General features: G+C 38.1%; 16 protein-coding genes and 2 pseudogenes. 10 read left to right on the top strand and 8 right to left on the bottom strand.

All coding sequences use genetic code 11. The features are described 5' to 3' along the window. The first annotated feature begins 51 nt into the window (after nt 1-51). The 4 genes from MVE64_RS11695 (at nt 52) to MVE64_RS11685 (ending at nt 2,869) form a co-directional block, all read left to right on the top strand. Entirely contained in the window at nt 52-1,965 is a 1,914-nt protein-coding gene (locus tag MVE64_RS11695) for a sensor domain-containing protein (protein WP_281730481.1), read from the top strand. Next, nucleotides 1,961-2,254: an EAL domain-containing protein gene (locus MVE64_RS27405; protein ID WP_345740833.1), complete on the top strand. Its 294-nt coding sequence runs from the start codon at nt 1,961-1,963 to the stop codon at nt 2,252-2,254. The genes MVE64_RS11695 and MVE64_RS27405 overlap by 5 nt, the downstream gene beginning before the upstream one ends. A gap of 260 nt (nt 2,255-2,514) precedes the next feature. Continuing rightward, nucleotides 2,515-2,682: a Myb-like DNA-binding domain-containing protein gene (locus MVE64_RS11690; protein ID WP_247346575.1), complete on the top strand. Its 168-nt coding sequence runs from the start codon at nt 2,515-2,517 to the stop codon at nt 2,680-2,682. A gap of 22 nt (nt 2,683-2,704) precedes the next feature. Beyond that, nucleotides 2,705-2,869, top strand: coding sequence for an aspartyl-phosphate phosphatase Spo0E family protein (locus MVE64_RS11685; RefSeq protein ID WP_247346574.1), 165 nt, complete (start codon nt 2,705-2,707; stop codon nt 2,867-2,869). A gap of 66 nt (nt 2,870-2,935) precedes the next feature. Here the strand turns inward: MVE64_RS11685 and brnQ (MVE64_RS11680) are convergent. Further along, nucleotides 2,936-4,289: pseudogene (gene brnQ / locus MVE64_RS11680) on the bottom strand (branched-chain amino acid transport system II carrier protein). Nucleotides 4,290-4,560: 271 nt separating this feature from the next. Here brnQ (MVE64_RS11680) and brnQ (MVE64_RS11675) point away from each other — a divergent pair. Beyond that, nucleotides 4,561-5,865 carry a branched-chain amino acid transport system II carrier protein gene (gene brnQ, locus MVE64_RS11675; RefSeq protein WP_247346573.1) on the top strand — a complete coding sequence of 435 codons (1,305 nt, stop codon included), beginning with the start codon at nt 4,561-4,563 and terminating at the stop codon, nt 5,863-5,865. A 184-nt stretch (nt 5,866-6,049) separates the two neighbouring features. Here brnQ (MVE64_RS11675) and MVE64_RS11670 read toward each other — a convergent pair whose 3' ends face one another. The 3 genes from MVE64_RS11670 to MVE64_RS11660 all read right to left on the bottom strand — a co-directional run bounded on the left by MVE64_RS11670 (nt 6,050) and on the right by MVE64_RS11660 (nt 9,160). Next, the gene (locus MVE64_RS11670; protein WP_247346571.1) at nt 6,050-7,114 is read right to left on the bottom strand and encodes a YHYH domain-containing protein; all 1,065 of its coding nucleotides are present in this window, start codon (nt 7,112-7,114) and stop codon (nt 6,050-6,052) included. 218 nt (nt 7,115-7,332) lie between these two features. Beyond that, a complete protein-coding gene (locus MVE64_RS11665) occupies nt 7,333-7,713 on the bottom strand; it encodes a hypothetical protein (RefSeq protein ID WP_247346570.1) in 381 nt (126 codons plus the stop codon). Beyond that, complete coding sequence (locus tag MVE64_RS11660) at nt 7,682-9,160, bottom strand: SEC-C metal-binding domain-containing protein (protein WP_247346569.1); 1,479 nt, start codon at nt 9,158-9,160, stop codon at nt 7,682-7,684. Before MVE64_RS11660 ends, MVE64_RS11665 begins: the two co-directional genes overlap by 32 nt. Before the next feature lie 236 nt (nt 9,161-9,396). Between MVE64_RS11660 and MVE64_RS11655 the strand changes: the two genes are divergently transcribed. The 3 genes and pseudogenes from MVE64_RS11655 to MVE64_RS11645 all read left to right on the top strand — a co-directional run bounded on the left by MVE64_RS11655 (nt 9,397) and on the right by MVE64_RS11645 (nt 12,437). Beyond that, entirely contained in the window at nt 9,397-10,011 is a 615-nt protein-coding gene (locus tag MVE64_RS11655) for a 5-bromo-4-chloroindolyl phosphate hydrolysis family protein (RefSeq protein WP_247346568.1), read from the top strand. Nucleotides 10,012-10,026: 15 nt separating this feature from the next. Beyond that, nucleotides 10,027-11,161, top strand: a pseudogene (locus MVE64_RS11650) (toxic anion resistance protein). Between the two features lie 187 nt (nt 11,162-11,348). Then, complete coding sequence (locus MVE64_RS11645) at nt 11,349-12,437, top strand: hypothetical protein (protein WP_247346566.1); 1,089 nt, start codon at nt 11,349-11,351, stop codon at nt 12,435-12,437. 52 nt (nt 12,438-12,489) lie between these two features. On the opposite strand, the gene MVE64_RS11640 is transcribed toward MVE64_RS11645, so the two are convergent. Continuing rightward, nucleotides 12,490-13,041: a hypothetical protein gene (locus MVE64_RS11640; protein ID WP_247346565.1), complete on the bottom strand. Its 552-nt coding sequence runs from the start codon at nt 13,039-13,041 to the stop codon at nt 12,490-12,492. Nucleotides 13,042-13,162: 121 nt separating this feature from the next. Between MVE64_RS11640 and MVE64_RS11635 the strand changes: the two genes are divergently transcribed. Next, nucleotides 13,163-14,017 (top strand): histidinol-phosphatase, encoded by an 855-nt coding sequence (locus MVE64_RS11635; protein ID WP_247346564.1) that lies wholly within the window; start codon nt 13,163-13,165, stop codon nt 14,015-14,017. On the opposite strand, the gene MVE64_RS11630 is transcribed toward MVE64_RS11635, so the two are convergent. Next, nucleotides 14,014-14,439, bottom strand: coding sequence for a hypothetical protein (locus tag MVE64_RS11630; RefSeq protein WP_247346563.1), 426 nt, complete (start codon nt 14,437-14,439; stop codon nt 14,014-14,016). The genes MVE64_RS11635 and MVE64_RS11630 overlap by 4 nt on opposite strands. Before the next feature lie 83 nt (nt 14,440-14,522). Next, nucleotides 14,523-14,783 carry a hypothetical protein gene (locus tag MVE64_RS11625; RefSeq protein ID WP_247346562.1) on the bottom strand — a complete coding sequence of 87 codons (261 nt, stop codon included), beginning with the start codon at nt 14,781-14,783 and terminating at the stop codon, nt 14,523-14,525. 60 nt (nt 14,784-14,843) lie between these two features. Here MVE64_RS11625 and MVE64_RS11620 point away from each other — a divergent pair, with 60 nt between their 5' ends. Further along, nucleotides 14,844-15,305 carry a nuclear transport factor 2 family protein gene (locus MVE64_RS11620; RefSeq protein WP_247346561.1) on the top strand — a complete coding sequence of 154 codons (462 nt, stop codon included), beginning with the start codon at nt 14,844-14,846 and terminating at the stop codon, nt 15,303-15,305. A 27-nt stretch (nt 15,306-15,332) separates the two neighbouring features. Here the strand turns inward: MVE64_RS11620 and MVE64_RS11615 are convergent, their stop codons facing one another. Continuing rightward, nucleotides 15,333-15,599 (bottom strand): hypothetical protein, encoded by a 267-nt coding sequence (locus MVE64_RS11615; RefSeq protein ID WP_247346560.1) that lies wholly within the window; start codon nt 15,597-15,599, stop codon nt 15,333-15,335. Nucleotides 15,600-16,282: the final 683 nt, after the last annotated feature.

Below are 16,282 nucleotides of genomic sequence, written 5' to 3'. Positions count from 1 at the left end.
TCATCACTAGGTAAAATAGAAGTATCAGGTTAGACACTAGGGGAGTTTTTAATGAATATGTTTAAGCATAAATGGATGTCATATATATCGTTAATTATTATCTGCAATATCTTAGTGGGAACTTTATATTTCTTTTTTCATCATGACAGTATTTATTATCATATTGTATTTATAACTTTGAATTTTGCGATGATTGCCTTACTTATCTATTTACTTGCAACTGTAAATAAGACAACAAAGGATTTGCAGAAGAGTAATCAAAAGCTGAATAGTATTTTTGATTCATTGGATGTTGCGATTTGGTCACATGATTTAAAAGAAGATCATCTTATGATCACTCCTGGAATCGAGAAGCTTTATGGTTACCCTCTCGAGGAATTTTATCAAGATCAGCTTTTGTGGAAAAAGGCTATTTACCCTGAGGATTTACAAATTATAGAGAAGCGACAGGAAATGTTGAAGGAAGGAAAGCCGGTTACAGATGTTTATCGGATTTTAAAGCCGCTTAGTGGTGAAGTAAGGTGGATTCAAGACCGCGGGATTCCAGTATTTGATGAGAAAGGAAACTACGTGGACTTTACAAGTGTGTTATTTGATGTAACAGAAACGAAGGAGCGGGAAGAACGTTACAGAGGGTTAGTGGAAATGTCCCCAGATCTTATTGCAGTGATTAGGAGATGGAGTTTTGATTTTATTAACGAAGCAGGTAGTAAATTGCTAGGAGAAGAAAACCCATTTGAGTTAAGGGGAAAATCAATTCTTCGCTATATGCCAACAAATAGCGTGATGATTATTAAAGAGGCGCTATCGGACATGGAAGCCAATGCACTTGAAAAAAATCGTTTTGAAACTGAAATTGTTCGTGCTGATGGGGTAACAGTTAACATTGAGATTTCTGTCATGAATCTCTTATATGAAGGGCGTAAAGCAAGGCTGATTGTCGGACGAGATATTACCGAACGTAAAAAAGCTGATGAGATGATTCATCAAATGGCTTACTATGATTCGTTAACAGGACTTCCAAACCGAAACATGTTTAAAGATCATTTAAATGAACACTTAAGTCAAGTAAATGACAATATGCTCGCGGTTTTATTTCTAGATTTAGATCGTTTTAAAATTATTAATGATACAAAAGGACATTCCACTGGCGATCTTCTCCTGCAGAAAGCTGCGAAACGATTGGTAGAGGCTGTTGGTAATCAAGGAATGGTCTCTCGACAAGGCGGTGACGAGTTTATTATTTTACTAGAGTCAACTTCATATGAGGAGATTGAAGAAGTTGCTCAGGGGATTATCCAAGCTTTTTCTCAACCATTCGATTTAAATGGTGACGAATTCTTTGTCACACCTAGTGTGGGGATTAGTCTCTATCCAGTGGACGGAGAGGATCAGGAAACCTTGATTAAAAATGCTGACACAGCTATGTACCTTGCAAAAGAACGTGGAAAAAATAACTATCAATATTATAATTCTACTCTTCAAAATGTATCAACGAGAAAAATGGAACTTGAGGTTGGCCTACGGAAGGCGTTAGCTAAGGAACATTTTGAAGTATTCTACCAGCCGCAATACAGGCTGGATACTCGAGAGATTTGCGGTGTTGAAGCCTTACTAAGATGGAAACACCCAAAGCTCGGAATGATTTCACCAGCAGACTTTATTCCACTAGCAGAAGAAACAGGGCTCATTGTCCCAATAGGAAGATGGGTGCTTCGCAAAGTTTGTGAACAGCATAAGCTCTGGAAGGACGCTGGGTTGGGAGCTGTGCCGGTTGCGGTTAACGTATCGGTTAGACAAATACAGGACTTGGGATTTGTTGACGATGTTAAACAGGCATTGAGGGATTTTAAACTAGATCCTGCAGACCTTGAACTGGAAATCACCGAGAGCATCATGCAAAATATCGAATTCTCTAGAATTGTGTTAAATAAGCTGAAGGAGCTTGGAGTGAAAAGCAATTGATGACTTTGGAAAAGGCTATTCTTCACTAAGCTACTTAAAGTACCTGCCAATTGATAAAATTAAAATTGATAAATCCTTTGTTGATGATATTCTAGACTCTACACTTAACGGTTCAATTGCCAAGGCTATTATAGAAATGAGTCATACGATGAACTTTTCTGTTATAGCGGAAGGGATAGAGGAAGAGGTGCAGCTTGCTTTTCTATTAAACAACTTCTGTGAGCTTGGGCAAGGGTATCTGTTAAGTAAGCCGTTGGATGTTAAGGGAGTAACAGAGTTAATCAAATAAATTAAATAGAAATCTGCTGGTAATTTTTATGAAGAGATAAAATGTATATAGTACTGCATTCCTATCCTTGTTTTTTGAAAAGATGTAGATTTTAAGCAATAAAGGAAATGAAATTGACCCCACAAAAGATCTATGTACCCGAATATGGCAGAGCGTGTAGCACCATATTCCTATACATTTGGTTTCTTAACAATGATAGAATCAAACCATAATAGGTAGAATGATATAAAACATAGATCTTTTGATAGGGGGAAGATGACATGTTACGAACATATAGGCATTGGACAACGAAGGAAGACTTCCGACTTATCTCCTTACGTGAGAGCGGGAAAAGGTATAAAGAGATTGCCGCAATTTTGAATAGAACATCAATAAGTGTAGAAAAAAGATACAGAAAGCTTAAAAAAGAAGCTATTTACACATATTAAGTCAATCTTTGAGGGGTAGAAAATGAAAACCCAAACAATGACGAGAGAAGACCTGTTGGAAGATATAGAAATAGCACGTCAAGAACTAATTGAAGCTGTTCATAGTTTTGGAATGAACCATGAAATAGTGTTAATATCTAGTGAGAAATTAGATAGACTTATAAGTTTGTTTCAGCGATCTTTCTAGTTACGTTTAAATAAATAGATAAAACCCCGAGTGAATACACTCGGGGTTTTTACTGTATCTAAATAATTATTCCGCAAGCCCAGGGGAGGCGTTAGAAACCCCAGCACCAGATTCCTCGCGTGCACCTGAACCTCCAGCTCGACCGCTAATTAACAGTCCAATGATCACGCCGATAACTGCAGGTAAAATCCAGCCTACACCTTTGTCGTACAGAGGAACAAAGCTCAATGCAGAATCTAATGCTCTGCCTAGGAAAGTGCTATTAATTGTTTCTAGCACACTAAATGCAGCAGTGAAAAGTGTTGCAACCAAGTATACTTGATTAGTAATCCAATCCTGACATAAACCTAAAACAATCAACACAACCGCTACAGGGTAGATAGCTCCTAAAATCGGAACGGAGATAGATAGAATTTGAGTTAATCCCATGTTCGCTAATAGTAGACTTATAACCGTTAAAACAACCGCCCACTTTGCATAAGAAAGCTTTGGAAAAATCGTAGAGAAATACTGACTACATGAAATAACAAGGCCGATACATACGCATAAGCAAGCTAATGTGAACAACAACCCAAGCATCACAATGCCCACTCCGCCAAACAATTGATTCATCACAATTGTTAACACCTGCGCACCGTTTTCTGCTTCACCATGTGAAGTGCTAGAAAGCCCCGAAGAATGCAAGAATACCATAGATTGAAGCTAGTAAAACGCCGGCTATAATCCCAGCATAGCCCATGTATTTTGACACTGATTTCGAATCTGTTACACCTTTTGTGCGAATCGTATTTGCCACAACAATTCCAAATACCAACGCTGCAAGGGCATCCATAGTTAAGTAGCCATCCATAAATCCTTGGAAAAATCCGTTCTGCGCATATGCGCCTGTTGCTTCTGAAAACGCCCCAATAGGTGTAAGTAAACTTTTTACAAAAATGATTACAATCATAATTAATAAAAGTGGCGTTAACAGCTTACCGAATCGGTCCACTAGTTTAGAAGGATTTAAGCTCAACCATAATGTAATCGCAAAAAATACGACTGTGTAGAAGAATAAAACCATTGGTTGGCTTACTCCTTCAGCTGGTAGGAACGGCTTTAATCCCATTTCGTAGGCAGTAGAGCCTGCGCGAGGAATCGCTAATCCAGGACCAATTGATACATAAATTAAAAACGGAAAAAGAAACGCGAAAACAGGATGTACTCTGTTTACTAATGTATCAAGGCTACCTGCCTTTGCAACAGCTAAAACTCCTAAAATTGGTAGTCCAACTGCTGTTAAGATAAATCCAGCAAGTGAAAGCCAAACATCCTCTCCAGCTGATCTACCTAAAAATGCCGGGAAAATTAAGTTTCCGGCTCCGAAGAACATAGAAAATAACATAAAACTAATAAGAATAAGTTCTTTTTTCTTAAGCATATAATAATGACTCCTTAAAAGATAATAGGCAGAATTATAACAAGGAGAGAACATAAAATCTAGTAAACTCTAAAAAGTGCAACTTTTAAAATTATTTCTTATATTCTGATTAGAAACATATCTTAAGATAGAAAAAATTGCATGTTTGAAATTTTTATAAAATTTATTTTTTTCCTACAACATCGACAATATTTTATGTTAAACTATTTTTTGTGCTTTTTTTCGACAAACTTTCATATATTGATATAACTTAATCATGCAGGAGGATATTATGGTAAAAAAATTATCCGGTAAGGAAACTATTGTTATCGGCTTAATGTTGTTTGCTTTGTTTTTAGGTGCAGGTAATATGATTTTTCCACCCGCCATGGGTCAGCAGGCAGGTGAGCATGTATGGGCAGCAACTCTAGGATTTCTTATAACAGGTGTTGGACTTCCCTTTTTAGGGATACTAGCAATCGCTTTGTCTGGTAGTGACATTCAAACAATCGGAAACAAAGTTCATCCAAAGTTCGGTCTGATTTTTCCGATTATTTTGTATTTAACAATTGGACCATTTTTCGGAATACCACGAACAGCAACGGTGGCTTTTGAGATTGGAGTAACTCCATTTCTACCTGTTGACCTTTCAGCTCAAGGATTTCCGCTATTCATTTATACGATATTGTTTTTTGCCGTAACATTTTGGTTGGCGCTGAATCCGAGTAAATTAGTAGATCGTATTGGTAAAATGCTAACTCCAGCTCTCTTGATTATTTTAGTGATCTTAACGGCAAAAGCTGTTTTAACTCCAATGGGATCACTACAAGCACCACAGAATGACTATATAGAAGGTGCATTTTTCAAAGGATTTCTAGAAGGTTACTTAACAATGGATACGTTAAGTGCACTTGTTTTTGGAATTGTCATTGTTTCGGCGATAAAAGAAAGAGGCATCTCAGAACGAGTAGAAGTGATGAAGGTTTGTATTAAGGCTGGGTTAATCGCGTGTGCAGGGTTAATCTTTGTCTATGTTTCTCTATCGTTTATCGGAGCAACAAGTGTTTCTCAGATTGGCTACCTGGACAACGGAGGAGCCATTCTCTCTGCAACAGCAAGCACATTGTTTGGTTCATTAGGGAAGGGAATCTTAGCACTAGCAATTACGTTTGCATGTTTAACAACAAGTGTTGGACTAGTATCTGCTTGTGGAAATTACTTATCAAAAGTATTCCCGAGGTTTTCATACAAACAGGTAATCTTCGTTTTAGCTGTTTTTAGTACATGCATCGCGAACTTTGGATTATCACAGCTTATTTCTGTTTCAGTTCCACTGTTGATTGCGCTATATCCGTTAGCGATTGTGCTTATTGTATTATCGTTTGTAGACTATGCAGTTGGGATCAAGTCTAGAGTTTATATTCTCAGCCTAGCAGCAACGGCAATCTTCAGTATAATAGACGGCTTAACTGCCGCTGGACTAAAGGTTGCAGGACTTCAATACCTCGCAGACTATGTACCTTTCTTTGAAATGGGTCTCGGCTGGCTGGTGCCTGCAGTTGTAGGAGCGTTGGTTGGTGGTCTGGTTAAGAAGTAGCTGGTGGGAGAGGTTTGTATGGTGCCTGGTACGCCTCGGTTTTTATCGACTGAAAACTCTTACTCAATTACTAGTTCTAGTATCTCTAAACATAGAAAAAGTAGCGATAAAACCTATTTAACAGGTTGGATCGCTACTTTTTTTGTGTACATTAGTTCGAACGTTTCGGATGGTAGCACCATTCTTAATTTCGATACCAACTCTCCATACGCTGTAACTCATCATTAATGCTAGTAGGGAGGGCGCTGTATCCCCCTGCATCCTTAATTTCAACAGCTCTTTTCTGTAGTCGTTCTAATTTATTTAGAAGGCTAGAAAGAGTGGAAGAATCACCAGAATAATAGACATCCTCAATTTTTTGTAACAAACGGTATTGAGATACCTCGTAGATAACACGTTCTTTTTCAATAATAGCTGATGTAACATATTTCCTATCTAACTTACTACGATTTTCTGACCCAGAAACTTGTCCGATTTTCACTTGTGTTTTCTGAATTTGCTTTGTGAAGTCATCATACTCATAATGAATGTCTGAAATGTAACCAGAGTCAATGACCTCTCTAAAATAAGCTGTTCTACTAGTGAAATAGTTTCCTTGAATCATAGCATCTTGAAGACGTAAATATTGATTGATCTTTGCTGGGATAGCTTTATAGCCACCAGCCTTTTTGATTTGATCAGCTCGTTTAACAAGTCTTTCTAACATTGCGAATTCATCGTCTACCCAATAGCCTTCGTTAATGTAATAGTTGATATCTGATAGCAAGCGTAATTGTGAAATTTCAAAAATAACACGCTCTTTTGCTATTTTTGCTGGTCGTATATATTTTTCATTCAGCTGTGCTCTCTTATCTGATCCATAAACATATCCAATGGAAGATTCAACATACGAAAGCTGATCGCTGAATTCATCATATAATCCATCTATTTTTTTAATATCACCCGAACTGATCGCCGCATTAAAGTTATTTAATAATGATAATAAATAATTTCCTTCTGCAACTGCATCGGCAAGATATTGCTGACGTAATTGTTTTTCATAGTCAACATAATCATAACTGTCATAGCTGTCGTCGTAACCACCGTTATGATAGTGATATTCACCATATTCATAGCCGTAGTATCCACAGTTTGTCCAGCAATGGTGCCCACCATTTGCATCCGTGCCGCCGGAGTGCGCACTAGTAATGGAAGGAACAAGCAATAATAGTAAAAACAAAGCAAAACTAGAACATAATAACCTTTTCATTTTCTTCTAAAACCCCCTATATATCTATAACTGAACTATTATTATATAAAGAAATGTAAAAGTTGGGAATACGTGTAAAGTAAGGTTTTTAAATAGGGAAAAAAGTAGCTACTAACCTTTTGTCGGTTAGTAGCTACTTTGTTTGGATATCTATTAAGATGAATATCATTATACAAAAATCGGGGAGTGACAGGCACCACAACCCCGCGGGTACCACCCTAAACCAACTCCAACAACGGCTCTTCCGCATCCTTCGCTATCTGATTAACAACCTTAGAAAGCCCTTTAACACCCTTTTCTTTCTCAATCCATTTAGCCAGTGCTTTTGTTGTGCTAGCAAAGTCTTTAACAACAGTCTTGGTTAGTGGTTTATAGAGGTTCGGGAAATCTGCTAGGAATACGTTGTGCCAGAATGTTTCGTCGCATTCTTCCCAGCTTGAAACAGGGTGTTCTAGGAAGATCTCTCTTAAATCAAATAAGCAGTTTCGATATTTTCTTAGAGTAAGATCTGATTTACCTTCTGTTTTCTCCTTGAAGAACGTGACGAAATCTCCAGCAAAGAAATTATCAACCGTTGCTGGTGTGAAGTAACAATTCATAGTTCGGGATATCTTCTTCTTTTACGATCGATATTTTCTTAGCTAACGGTGAGTCGATTTTCTCGATTGAAGATGCTCGACTTTTTCCACCTGTAACAAACGGTGATAGAGGAAGACCCAATTCTCTACGTACTGAATTAAAGTCTGGTGTAACCGCGATATCCTTAAACTCATAATGAGCTTGAACATATAAGCTGTATTCTCTTTGCTGCAAGTACGCCTCAACCTCGTCCTTGCGTCCTGCTGCAATCAACTCACTAATCGATGAACCATCAAACAATGGAAGAGATTTATCTAAATCAAAACGCAGATCATGCTTTGCGTAGAAAGCAAAGTACTGTGGCGTATCTTCATTCATAGAAGAAATGGTGTTGATGATTTCAACCTGGAAAGGAACGGTTTGTGTATGTGTTTCCTCGTTCACAAATGAAACAGCACCAACGCGCTCCATCATACCTTTGAATTCTTCCGCTCTTGCTTCATCTAATGTAACAAATGTAAGCTGATTTCCTTCAATTCGGATCGAGCCGTATACCGAACCCATGCGGATTGGTCCAGAAATTTCGCTATCTGAGTATTGATGCCAATTTTCTACCCAGTTGCAAAGCTTTTGAGCTGGCTCCCATTTATCCATTACAAAAATTCCCTCGTTTTGAAAGAAAGAATCAACAGCTTCGAAATCTTCAATAGTATAGTAGGAATTGTATTGATGAATTTCTTTTGTCCCTAATTCACGTTCTTCACCCTTAGCAATCGCAGCTAAAATCTCAGGGAAGTAATCCATCAAAATTTGCTCATGATTCAGCTCTTTTTCCTCACGAAGATCGTCCACTTTTTTCACAGCATAGTGGAAGTTTTGTGGACTTTCGAATTTTCGTACACCATTAAAATAGAACAATGTATCAAAAGGCTCTAATAAAGCAATCGTTCCGTACCATGGTGCAACGCTTGGTAGGTTTTCCTGCATACGGGCAACAGGGAATCTCTCATGAGTGAAAGCATCTTCGAAAAGAACGCTTTTCTCTCCTGAATCGATCGCCTGTATAAGCCTTGGCTTAAGAGATGACCAAGTGTTCGCCATTTCGCGCTCATCTTCTGAAAGGCGAGACCCATTTTCATGTACAAACAACTCAATTCCACGCAGACCATTTTCAAAACGGTTAAAAAAGATCAGCCAAAAATCGAAGAACTGTTTTTCTGCCTGCTCGTTCAAAGTATGATCTGTTCTTCTTTTAAATTCCGTATGTAATTGGTATTGTTTACTTAAAGGAAGCTTCTTAGAAACAAAGTCCTTCACCTTTACAACTAGTGCATGCTTTTGCTGATAAAAGCGTTCTTCCTTTACGGCATGAAGCTGAATCACATTTTCCTTCTTCATGCAGCACTTTTTATATTTTTTTCCGCTTCCACAAGAACACGGATCGTTACGTCTTAATTCCAATTTCATCACCTATCATTCTTTTCTAAATGTATATTCTGTGGATGTCCTAGTAACAATCTTAACCCAAAATCATGATTCTTTCTACCTTCTGCGACGTTCGTATGTATATCAAGTGTGATTTTAGTGGAAAGATGGGATGTGATCAAGTCTTATACAAAAAACTTTTAATAGAACAATGAAACTTTCAAGTCAGGCGATACGTACTAAATAGTAGGAATCATAAACTATAGGAGACGATTAACATGAATACATTTGTGAATTTTTTCATACAGTCCACCACAGCGTTTGTATCAACGGGTACGATCTGGATGGTCAGCTTTTTTCCATTGGATCAAACGTACCTTATGTCGAGTGCCTATGCGTTAGGGGGAGGGGCCATAGCCTTTGCCGGAACAAAAGCACTAACAACTCAACGCTTTTTAAAACAAAACCAACTTTCAAGAAAAGAGTACAAATATATTCATCATCATTTAAAGGAAGCAGATAAAAAAATAAAACGTCTTCGCAAAACATTTTTTACGATTCGATCGGTTTCATCTATTAAACAAAATATCGATCTGTATCGTGTTGTGAATCGTATTTATTCCATTACAAAAAAAGAGCCGAAGCGTTTTTACCTAGCCGAGCAGTTCTACTATTCTCACTTAGACTCGCTCGTTGAGTTAAGCGAAAAATATGCATTCTTAGCTTCACAGCCGAAAAAGAACCGGGAATTATCTCACTCTCTAGATGAAACACGGGACACGATTTCTCAGCTTTCAGAAAAACTGGAGAAGGATTTACACGATGTTTTGTCTAAAGATATATCTCAATTGAACTTTGAACTGGATGTTGCAAAACTTTCAATTAAAAAATAGTAGGAGGCCATCTCAATGAAAAGCGAACTAGATCAGCTGCTTGCCAATCCATTTGGCGAAGAAGAGCTACAAATAAATGAAGTAAAAACAGAGCAAGGAGAACCAAAGCAGGTGAAGCTCATTGACGTTTTACCTGAAGAAAACCGCCAAAAGGCAATTCAACTTGCTGAGCAAATTGATCCTAAGAATCAACAAGCGATTTCCTTATATGGATCGCAGGCACAATCAAAGCTATTAAACTTTTCACACTCGATGTTAGATCATGTTCAGAAAAAAGATACAGGTGAGATCGGCGAAATTATCGGTGACTTAATGAAGAAATTAGAGCAAGTAAGCCTGATGCTCTAAAGCCAGAAAAACGTGGACTGATTTCTAAGGTGTTTGGAAAACTATCAAACTCCGTCCAGGAAGTATTAACAAAATACCAAAAAACAGGTGTGCAAATCGATCGCATTAGTGTGAAACTGGATCATGCAAAAACAGGTTTGTTAAAGGACATCACGGTTCTTGAGCAGCTTTACGAACAAAACAAAGAATACTTCCATGCGCTGAACGTCTACATCGCTGCTGGTGAATTAAAAGAGAAGAACTTGAAACAAAACTAATTCCAGAGCTAAAGAAAAAGGCAGAAGCCACACAAGACCAAATGGCGTTTCAAGAGGTAAACGACCTCATGCAATTTGCTGACAGATTAGAAAAACGCACACATGACCTTGTATTAAGCAGACAAATCACGATGCAAAGCGCCCCACAAATTCGCTTAATTCAAAGTGCGAACCAAGCATTGGTTGAAAAAATTCAATCATCGATCACGACGGCGATTCCGTTGTGGAAAAACCAAGTGGCCATTGCCTTAACATTGCTGCGCCAAAAAGATGCAGTGGAGGCCCAGAAGCTTGTATCTAAAACAACGAATGACTTGCTTCTGAAAAATGCTGAAATGCTGAAAGTGAACACCATTGAAACAGCCAAAGAAAACGAACGAGGACTAGTAGACGTGGATACATTGAAGAAAGTTCAGGATCACTTAGTATCTACTTTAGAGGAAACACTCCGTATCCAGGCGGAAGGGCGTGCGAAGCGTCTTCAGGCAGAACAGGATCTTGCGCTGATGGAGACGGATTTGAAGAAGAAGCTGGCGGGGATGTAAGATTGTTTATTAACAGATAGGGCTGGCCTAACCAAGCCCTATTTTTTTTAGGTGCATAACAAGCAGATAAAAAGCAATAGAATGATATAGAAAGGTAGCCTGAAGTATAAATCTCGTTAATTTCACATGTGAATTTACACTCTCTGGAGGAAGTGTATCCTCAAATGAACAAGTGAGGTGAATAAGAATGGAAATGTTCTCTAAGGATCACCGACTCTTTTCGAATAAACTCCCAAATTGGGCAGTCGGTGCTCATGTGACGCTTATTTTATTTTTGCTGCTTTTAGGTCTAGGAATTACCTACCTTGCGTTTGCGGTAGCGTTGGGAAGCAGTTTTGGCTCTTTTCTATTATTATTGTTTGCCGCTCTAATTATTTTATTTTTAGCTCTATTTGGATATAAAAATTTAAGAAAATACCTGGATTATGCAATAAAAGTAGAACTCCGTGATGATGGCTATTATTATAGTTTTCATAATAAAAAAACAAGGAAAACAGAGGAAATTCTATTACCTTATCAAAAAATTGATTATGTTCTTATTGGGAAAAGCTATATTTTATTGCCGAAGAGTGAACAAACTTTAGATGGAATTAAACCAAGATTGAAAAAGGTTGCGCAAGCAAAATTATATATAAAAGGAAGCAGTACCTTAGGAAAGGAAGCAGTATTAACATTTAAAATTGGCCATAACGAAATGTTTGATGAATGGGTCCGTGTTTTTAGAGAAAATCAGGTGCCTCTTTATCATACTGAATTATCATTAAATAGAACTCCAAATACATCAGAGGCCATTGCAGGAATACCTAAACAAGAATATGAAGGCACATTATCATTTAACATAGGCGATATTATTAGTGATTTTGCTAAAGATGATGAGTATTTAACAGAAGAGATTAAAATGAGATTGGAGAAAAGCAGGAAAAGGAGAAATTCCTACAGTGTTTTTATAGCTCTCGCTCAAATACCAATGGTTAGTCTGTGGTTTCCACACTTTCCAATTGAAGATGGATTTTTTAGTTCAATTGACATGCTTCCATGGTTATTAACACTAATAGCATTATTCATTGTAAACGCAGGGAATCGTAAATGGTATAAACCGCTATTGGATGGATTTTTAGTAGTTCTGGCTATAAACATTGGAACATTACTCGCAACAAATAAAACAGAAGAATTCAGTGAAGCTGTTTTAAGTTACAACTTAATGGTCACCATCTTCTTTTTGGCGGGCAGTTACCTATATATGTTTAGTAGGTGGTTGTGGGGAAAGTTTAGATAGGTGTCATCATTCGAACAAAAAAGCCTGTGTCAACACCAGACACAGGCTTTTCCTAATTTCGCACAATCGACAGTGCCTTTTCCAAAATCTCGGACTTCCGGAGTTCTTTCTGCTCCATATATTTATTCTTGAACTCTTCAGCCTCAGCCACGTTATAGCCGTTTGAGACGAGCTCCTTAGACATCTCCTCATATAGAGCTTTGAACGCAGCTTCAGTTTCGTCTTCAATTTTTTGACCTTCATCTGCGTATTTTTTATAAAGCTCTTTAAGGGTGCCATCTCCAGCTTCTAAAAACGCTTGATAATCATTTTTTGCTTGGAGGAACAAGGCCTCTATTTTCTCATTCGTTTCGGCTTCCAAAGCCTCAAACTTCTGCTGATAACTAGCTTTAATTTCTTCAACAGAGCTAACCTCAACATGACCAATTTTTGTAGGATTAAAAACAGTCTGGCCAGGAACCTCTAATTCCTTCACAATTTGCCTTTGAGGTGTATGACTAGTTGGTGACTCCTTTTCATCAATCAATACATATTTGCTACCAAGATAGATAATAACCAAAAGAATAAATGCGAAAATCGTAACCCTTCTCATATCAATCATCATCAAAGCCTCCTTCCATTTCTCCATCTTGGTCACTTTTCAAAACTTATAAACACATCATGGATAAAATTAACAGGATACGCTAAGATAACGGAAGAGGCGTTAAATAGAGGAGGCTGGAAACATGAAATTTGATTTACATACACATCACGAGCGTTGCGGACACGCACTTGGAACGATTGAAGATTATGTGAAACAGGCGATTGATTATGGCTTAAAGTATATTGGGATTTCTGATCATACTCCGTATTTTCACAGTGAAGAGGATCAGCTATATCCTGGCATTGCTATGGCAAAAAGTGATCTTGCTAAATATGTGGAGGAAGTTCTTTCTTTAAAAGAAAAATATCAAGATAAAATTCATGTACTACTAGGCATGGAAAGTGATTTTTTCCCGGATCATTTTAATGTTTATCGTGAGCAGCTTCTCAAGTATCCGTTTGATTACATAATCGGTTCTGTTCACTATGTGCACGATGTGAATATTTTCAAAAAAGGTCGCTGGGAAGGGTTAACGTCACAGGAGCAGGTTGAGGTAAAGGAAGAGTATTACCGACTCATTCAACAGTCAGCCAAAAGCGGCTTCTTTCAGGTTTTAGGTCATATTGACGCGATGAAAGGCTATTATCCTGAGTTTTCTGCGATTGAAACAAATATGATTGATTCAACATTAGAAGTCATTGGTCAAGAGGACGTTGCAATCGAAATCAATACATCGGGTAAAACAAAGTATTGTGGTGGATGGTATCCGTCTGATGAAATCTTAGAAAGAGCTCTACATTATAATGTGAAAGTAACATTCGGTTCTGATGCTCACAAACCTGAGCGAATTTGCGATGAATTTGAGCTTGTTCAAAAAAGACTAAAAGAAATTGGCTTTAAAGAGTGGGCTTTATTTTGTGGAGAAAAAGAGATATCTTACAGCATTATAAAAATAAGAAGAAGGAACAGACCTATATCTGTTCCTTCTATATATTAAAGCCTTAAATCACGTTTCTTTTTCCCTTTACTAAAAAACCTCTTCACAATCAAAAGCACCGCAGCGATTGCAGCATACACGAGGAACAACGCAATATATCCCCACAAACCTACTACCGCATCAATAAATTCCATATTTCCCCGACTTGTAATAGCCTGCTGAATTTCAATGGCGAAGACAAGCACGAACATAAAGGTTAATGTATAAATAAACGCAACAAGATGCAGGCCGAATGGAAGCTTTGCCAGCCATTTTGTAAAAAGATAAACAACGGCAAACGTGCCAATCCCAATAAAGCCCATTATCCAAAAATGCATATCTTTATCGGTCATCTGAAGTCCGAGCATATCGTTAATCAAAACAATTAAAATGTCATGAATGGAATTAACGATGTTAACGAGAAATAAAATAGCATCCTTCATTCCGTCACACTACTTCCTTAAAAAATTCAAATCCGTCTTATACTATGTTAGATCCGGATGAAAATTGCAATAAGCCTCGTACCTTATTTTTTTAATTCCCGTTCTAATTCTTTTTCAATCTCATCATTGGGAACGACTTCTTTTTTATCAGCGCCAAGGTGTTTGATGATCATATTTAATTGATAGTTTATTTTTGAGAGTCTGTAAATGACATACAACACAATAAGGATACAAACAATGGTCAGAAAATCTCCAAACGTTAACTCCATCGGTTTTCCCCCTTTTAAATCATCTCCCTCAATAATACCATAATTATCCATAACAATCTTTCCGTCCATAGACATAAAGAATATCTCACCACTCCTCATCATACTCTGTATTAGACAGGCAGAGAGGTGTCCAAAATGCGAAGACGTTCATCAAGTAAGCTGCCGATTATTTTGATCGGTCTTGTGATAGTGGTAGGTGGATTTTTTCTAGTTCGCTTGATCTCAGACTTTGGAGCGAATGATCCTGAAGATGTCGTGAAGGCTTTTTATGAGTATGAGCAAGAAGGTGACTTTGGTAGTGCGTGGGAGCTTTTTCATCCGAGCATGCAGGCGAGGTTTACGAAAAACAGCTATGTGACGGAGCGTTCGCATATTTATATGAGCCATTATGGAGTGACGACCTTTTCATATGATGTAGATGGGGAAGAAGAGGTCGAGAATTTTAAAATGGCTAAAGATGCCGAGACGTTTCCGACTGCTTTCAAGATGATGGTGAGTCAAACGTTTAAAAGTAAATTTGGAACGTTCACGGTTGAGCAGGATGTGTATGCCGTTTTGCATGAGGAAGAGTGGAAAGTGGTATGGGAGTATAAATAAAAAAAGTCCTTCGGGTGAAGGACTTTTTTAATAACCGCTAAAACCATTCATGACAAAGAAAATACCGACTGCAAACAACAGAATCACGAGAATGATCAGGATAATTGAGATAATTAAAATGATCCAACCTGCCACTTTACGTCCAGTTTTAATTAAATAAATACCAAGCACGATCGGACCGAAGATAAATCCTAAGATCCCCCAAAGCCAAGGGTTGCGGTTATGCTTTGGTGCATCAATTGCTAAGTAAATCGCGATTACAATAGAAAGTATAAATCCAAATGAAAATTCCATTAAAAATCCCTCCTTACATACTATATCCTTAAAGAATATGGAATGAAACAAAATTATATGCATTGTGTTTAAGAAATCGAGACAGGAAATAGATCCGGCGATCAAGTCTTGTCTCGATAAGAGCAGAATCGGGACAGTAGAGAGGTTCACCGATCAAGTCCTGTCTCGATAAGAGCAGAATCGGGACAGAAAAGCGTTTCACCGATCAAGTCCTGTCTCGATAGAAGCAGAATCGGGACAGAACAGCGATCCGCCGATCAAATCCTGTCTCGATAAGAGCGGAATCGGGACAGAAAAGCGATCCACCGCCCAAATCCTGTCTCGATAAGAGCAGAATCGAGACAGAAAAGCTGTCCACCGCCCAAATCCTGTCTCAATAAGAGCCAAATCGAGACAGAAAAGCGATCCACCGCCCAAGTTCTGTCTCGATAAGAGCCAAATCGGGACAGAAAAGCGATCCACCGCCCAAGTCCTGTCTCAATAAGAGCAGAATCGGGACAGAAAAGCGATCCACCGCCCAAGTCCTGTCTCAATAAGAGCCAAATCGGGACAGAACAGAGATCCATCGCCCAGGTCCTGTCTCCATAAGAGCCGAATCAAGACAGAAAAGCTGTCCACCGCCCAAGTCCTGTCTCCATAAGATCAGAATCGAGACAGAAAAGCAATCCACCGCCCAAATCCTG

Origin of the sequence: Metabacillus endolithicus, from assembly GCF_023078335.1 — a bacterium.
Lineage (GTDB): Bacteria > Bacillota > Bacilli > Bacillales > Bacillaceae > Metabacillus > Metabacillus endolithicus.
The sequence above is the reverse complement of the archived record's forward strand: the minus strand, read 5'-3'. Positions and strand labels throughout refer to the sequence as shown.

What these genes read in the sequence shown, in the direction of transcription:
- MVE64_RS11690 (WP_247346575.1), top strand. Translation starts at nt 2,515, where the DNA reads ATGTTACGAACATATAGGCATTGGACAACGAAGGAAGACTTCCGACTT.
- MVE64_RS11620 (WP_247346561.1), top strand. Translation starts at nt 14,844, where the DNA reads ATGCGAAGACGTTCATCAAGTAAGCTGCCGATTATTTTGATCGGTCTT.
- MVE64_RS11615 (WP_247346560.1), bottom strand. Translation starts at nt 15,599, where the DNA reads ATGGAATTTTCATTTGGATTTATACTTTCTATTGTAATCGCGATTTAC.
- MVE64_RS11695 (WP_281730481.1), top strand. Translation starts at nt 52, where the DNA reads ATGAATATGTTTAAGCATAAATGGATGTCATATATATCGTTAATTATT.
- MVE64_RS11630 (WP_247346563.1), bottom strand. Translation starts at nt 14,439, where the DNA reads ATGAAGGATGCTATTTTATTTCTCGTTAACATCGTTAATTCCATTCAT.
- MVE64_RS11685 (WP_247346574.1), top strand. Translation starts at nt 2,705, where the DNA reads ATGAAAACCCAAACAATGACGAGAGAAGACCTGTTGGAAGATATAGAA.
- MVE64_RS11665 (WP_247346570.1), bottom strand. Translation starts at nt 7,713, where the DNA reads ATGAATTGTTACTTCACACCAGCAACGGTTGATAATTTCTTTGCTGGA.
- brnQ (WP_247346573.1), top strand. Translation starts at nt 4,561, where the DNA reads ATGGTAAAAAAATTATCCGGTAAGGAAACTATTGTTATCGGCTTAATG.
- MVE64_RS11670 (WP_247346571.1), bottom strand. Translation starts at nt 7,114, where the DNA reads ATGAAAAGGTTATTATGTTCTAGTTTTGCTTTGTTTTTACTATTATTG.
- MVE64_RS11625 (WP_247346562.1), bottom strand. Translation starts at nt 14,783, where the DNA reads ATGTCTATGGACGGAAAGATTGTTATGGATAATTATGGTATTATTGAG.
- MVE64_RS11645 (WP_247346566.1), top strand. Translation starts at nt 11,349, where the DNA reads ATGGAAATGTTCTCTAAGGATCACCGACTCTTTTCGAATAAACTCCCA.
- MVE64_RS11640 (WP_247346565.1), bottom strand. Translation starts at nt 13,041, where the DNA reads ATGATGATTGATATGAGAAGGGTTACGATTTTCGCATTTATTCTTTTG.
- MVE64_RS11655 (WP_247346568.1), top strand. Translation starts at nt 9,397, where the DNA reads ATGAATACATTTGTGAATTTTTTCATACAGTCCACCACAGCGTTTGTA.
- MVE64_RS11660 (WP_247346569.1), bottom strand. Translation starts at nt 9,160, where the DNA reads ATGAAATTGGAATTAAGACGTAACGATCCGTGTTCTTGTGGAAGCGGA.
- MVE64_RS11635 (WP_247346564.1), top strand. Translation starts at nt 13,163, where the DNA reads ATGAAATTTGATTTACATACACATCACGAGCGTTGCGGACACGCACTT.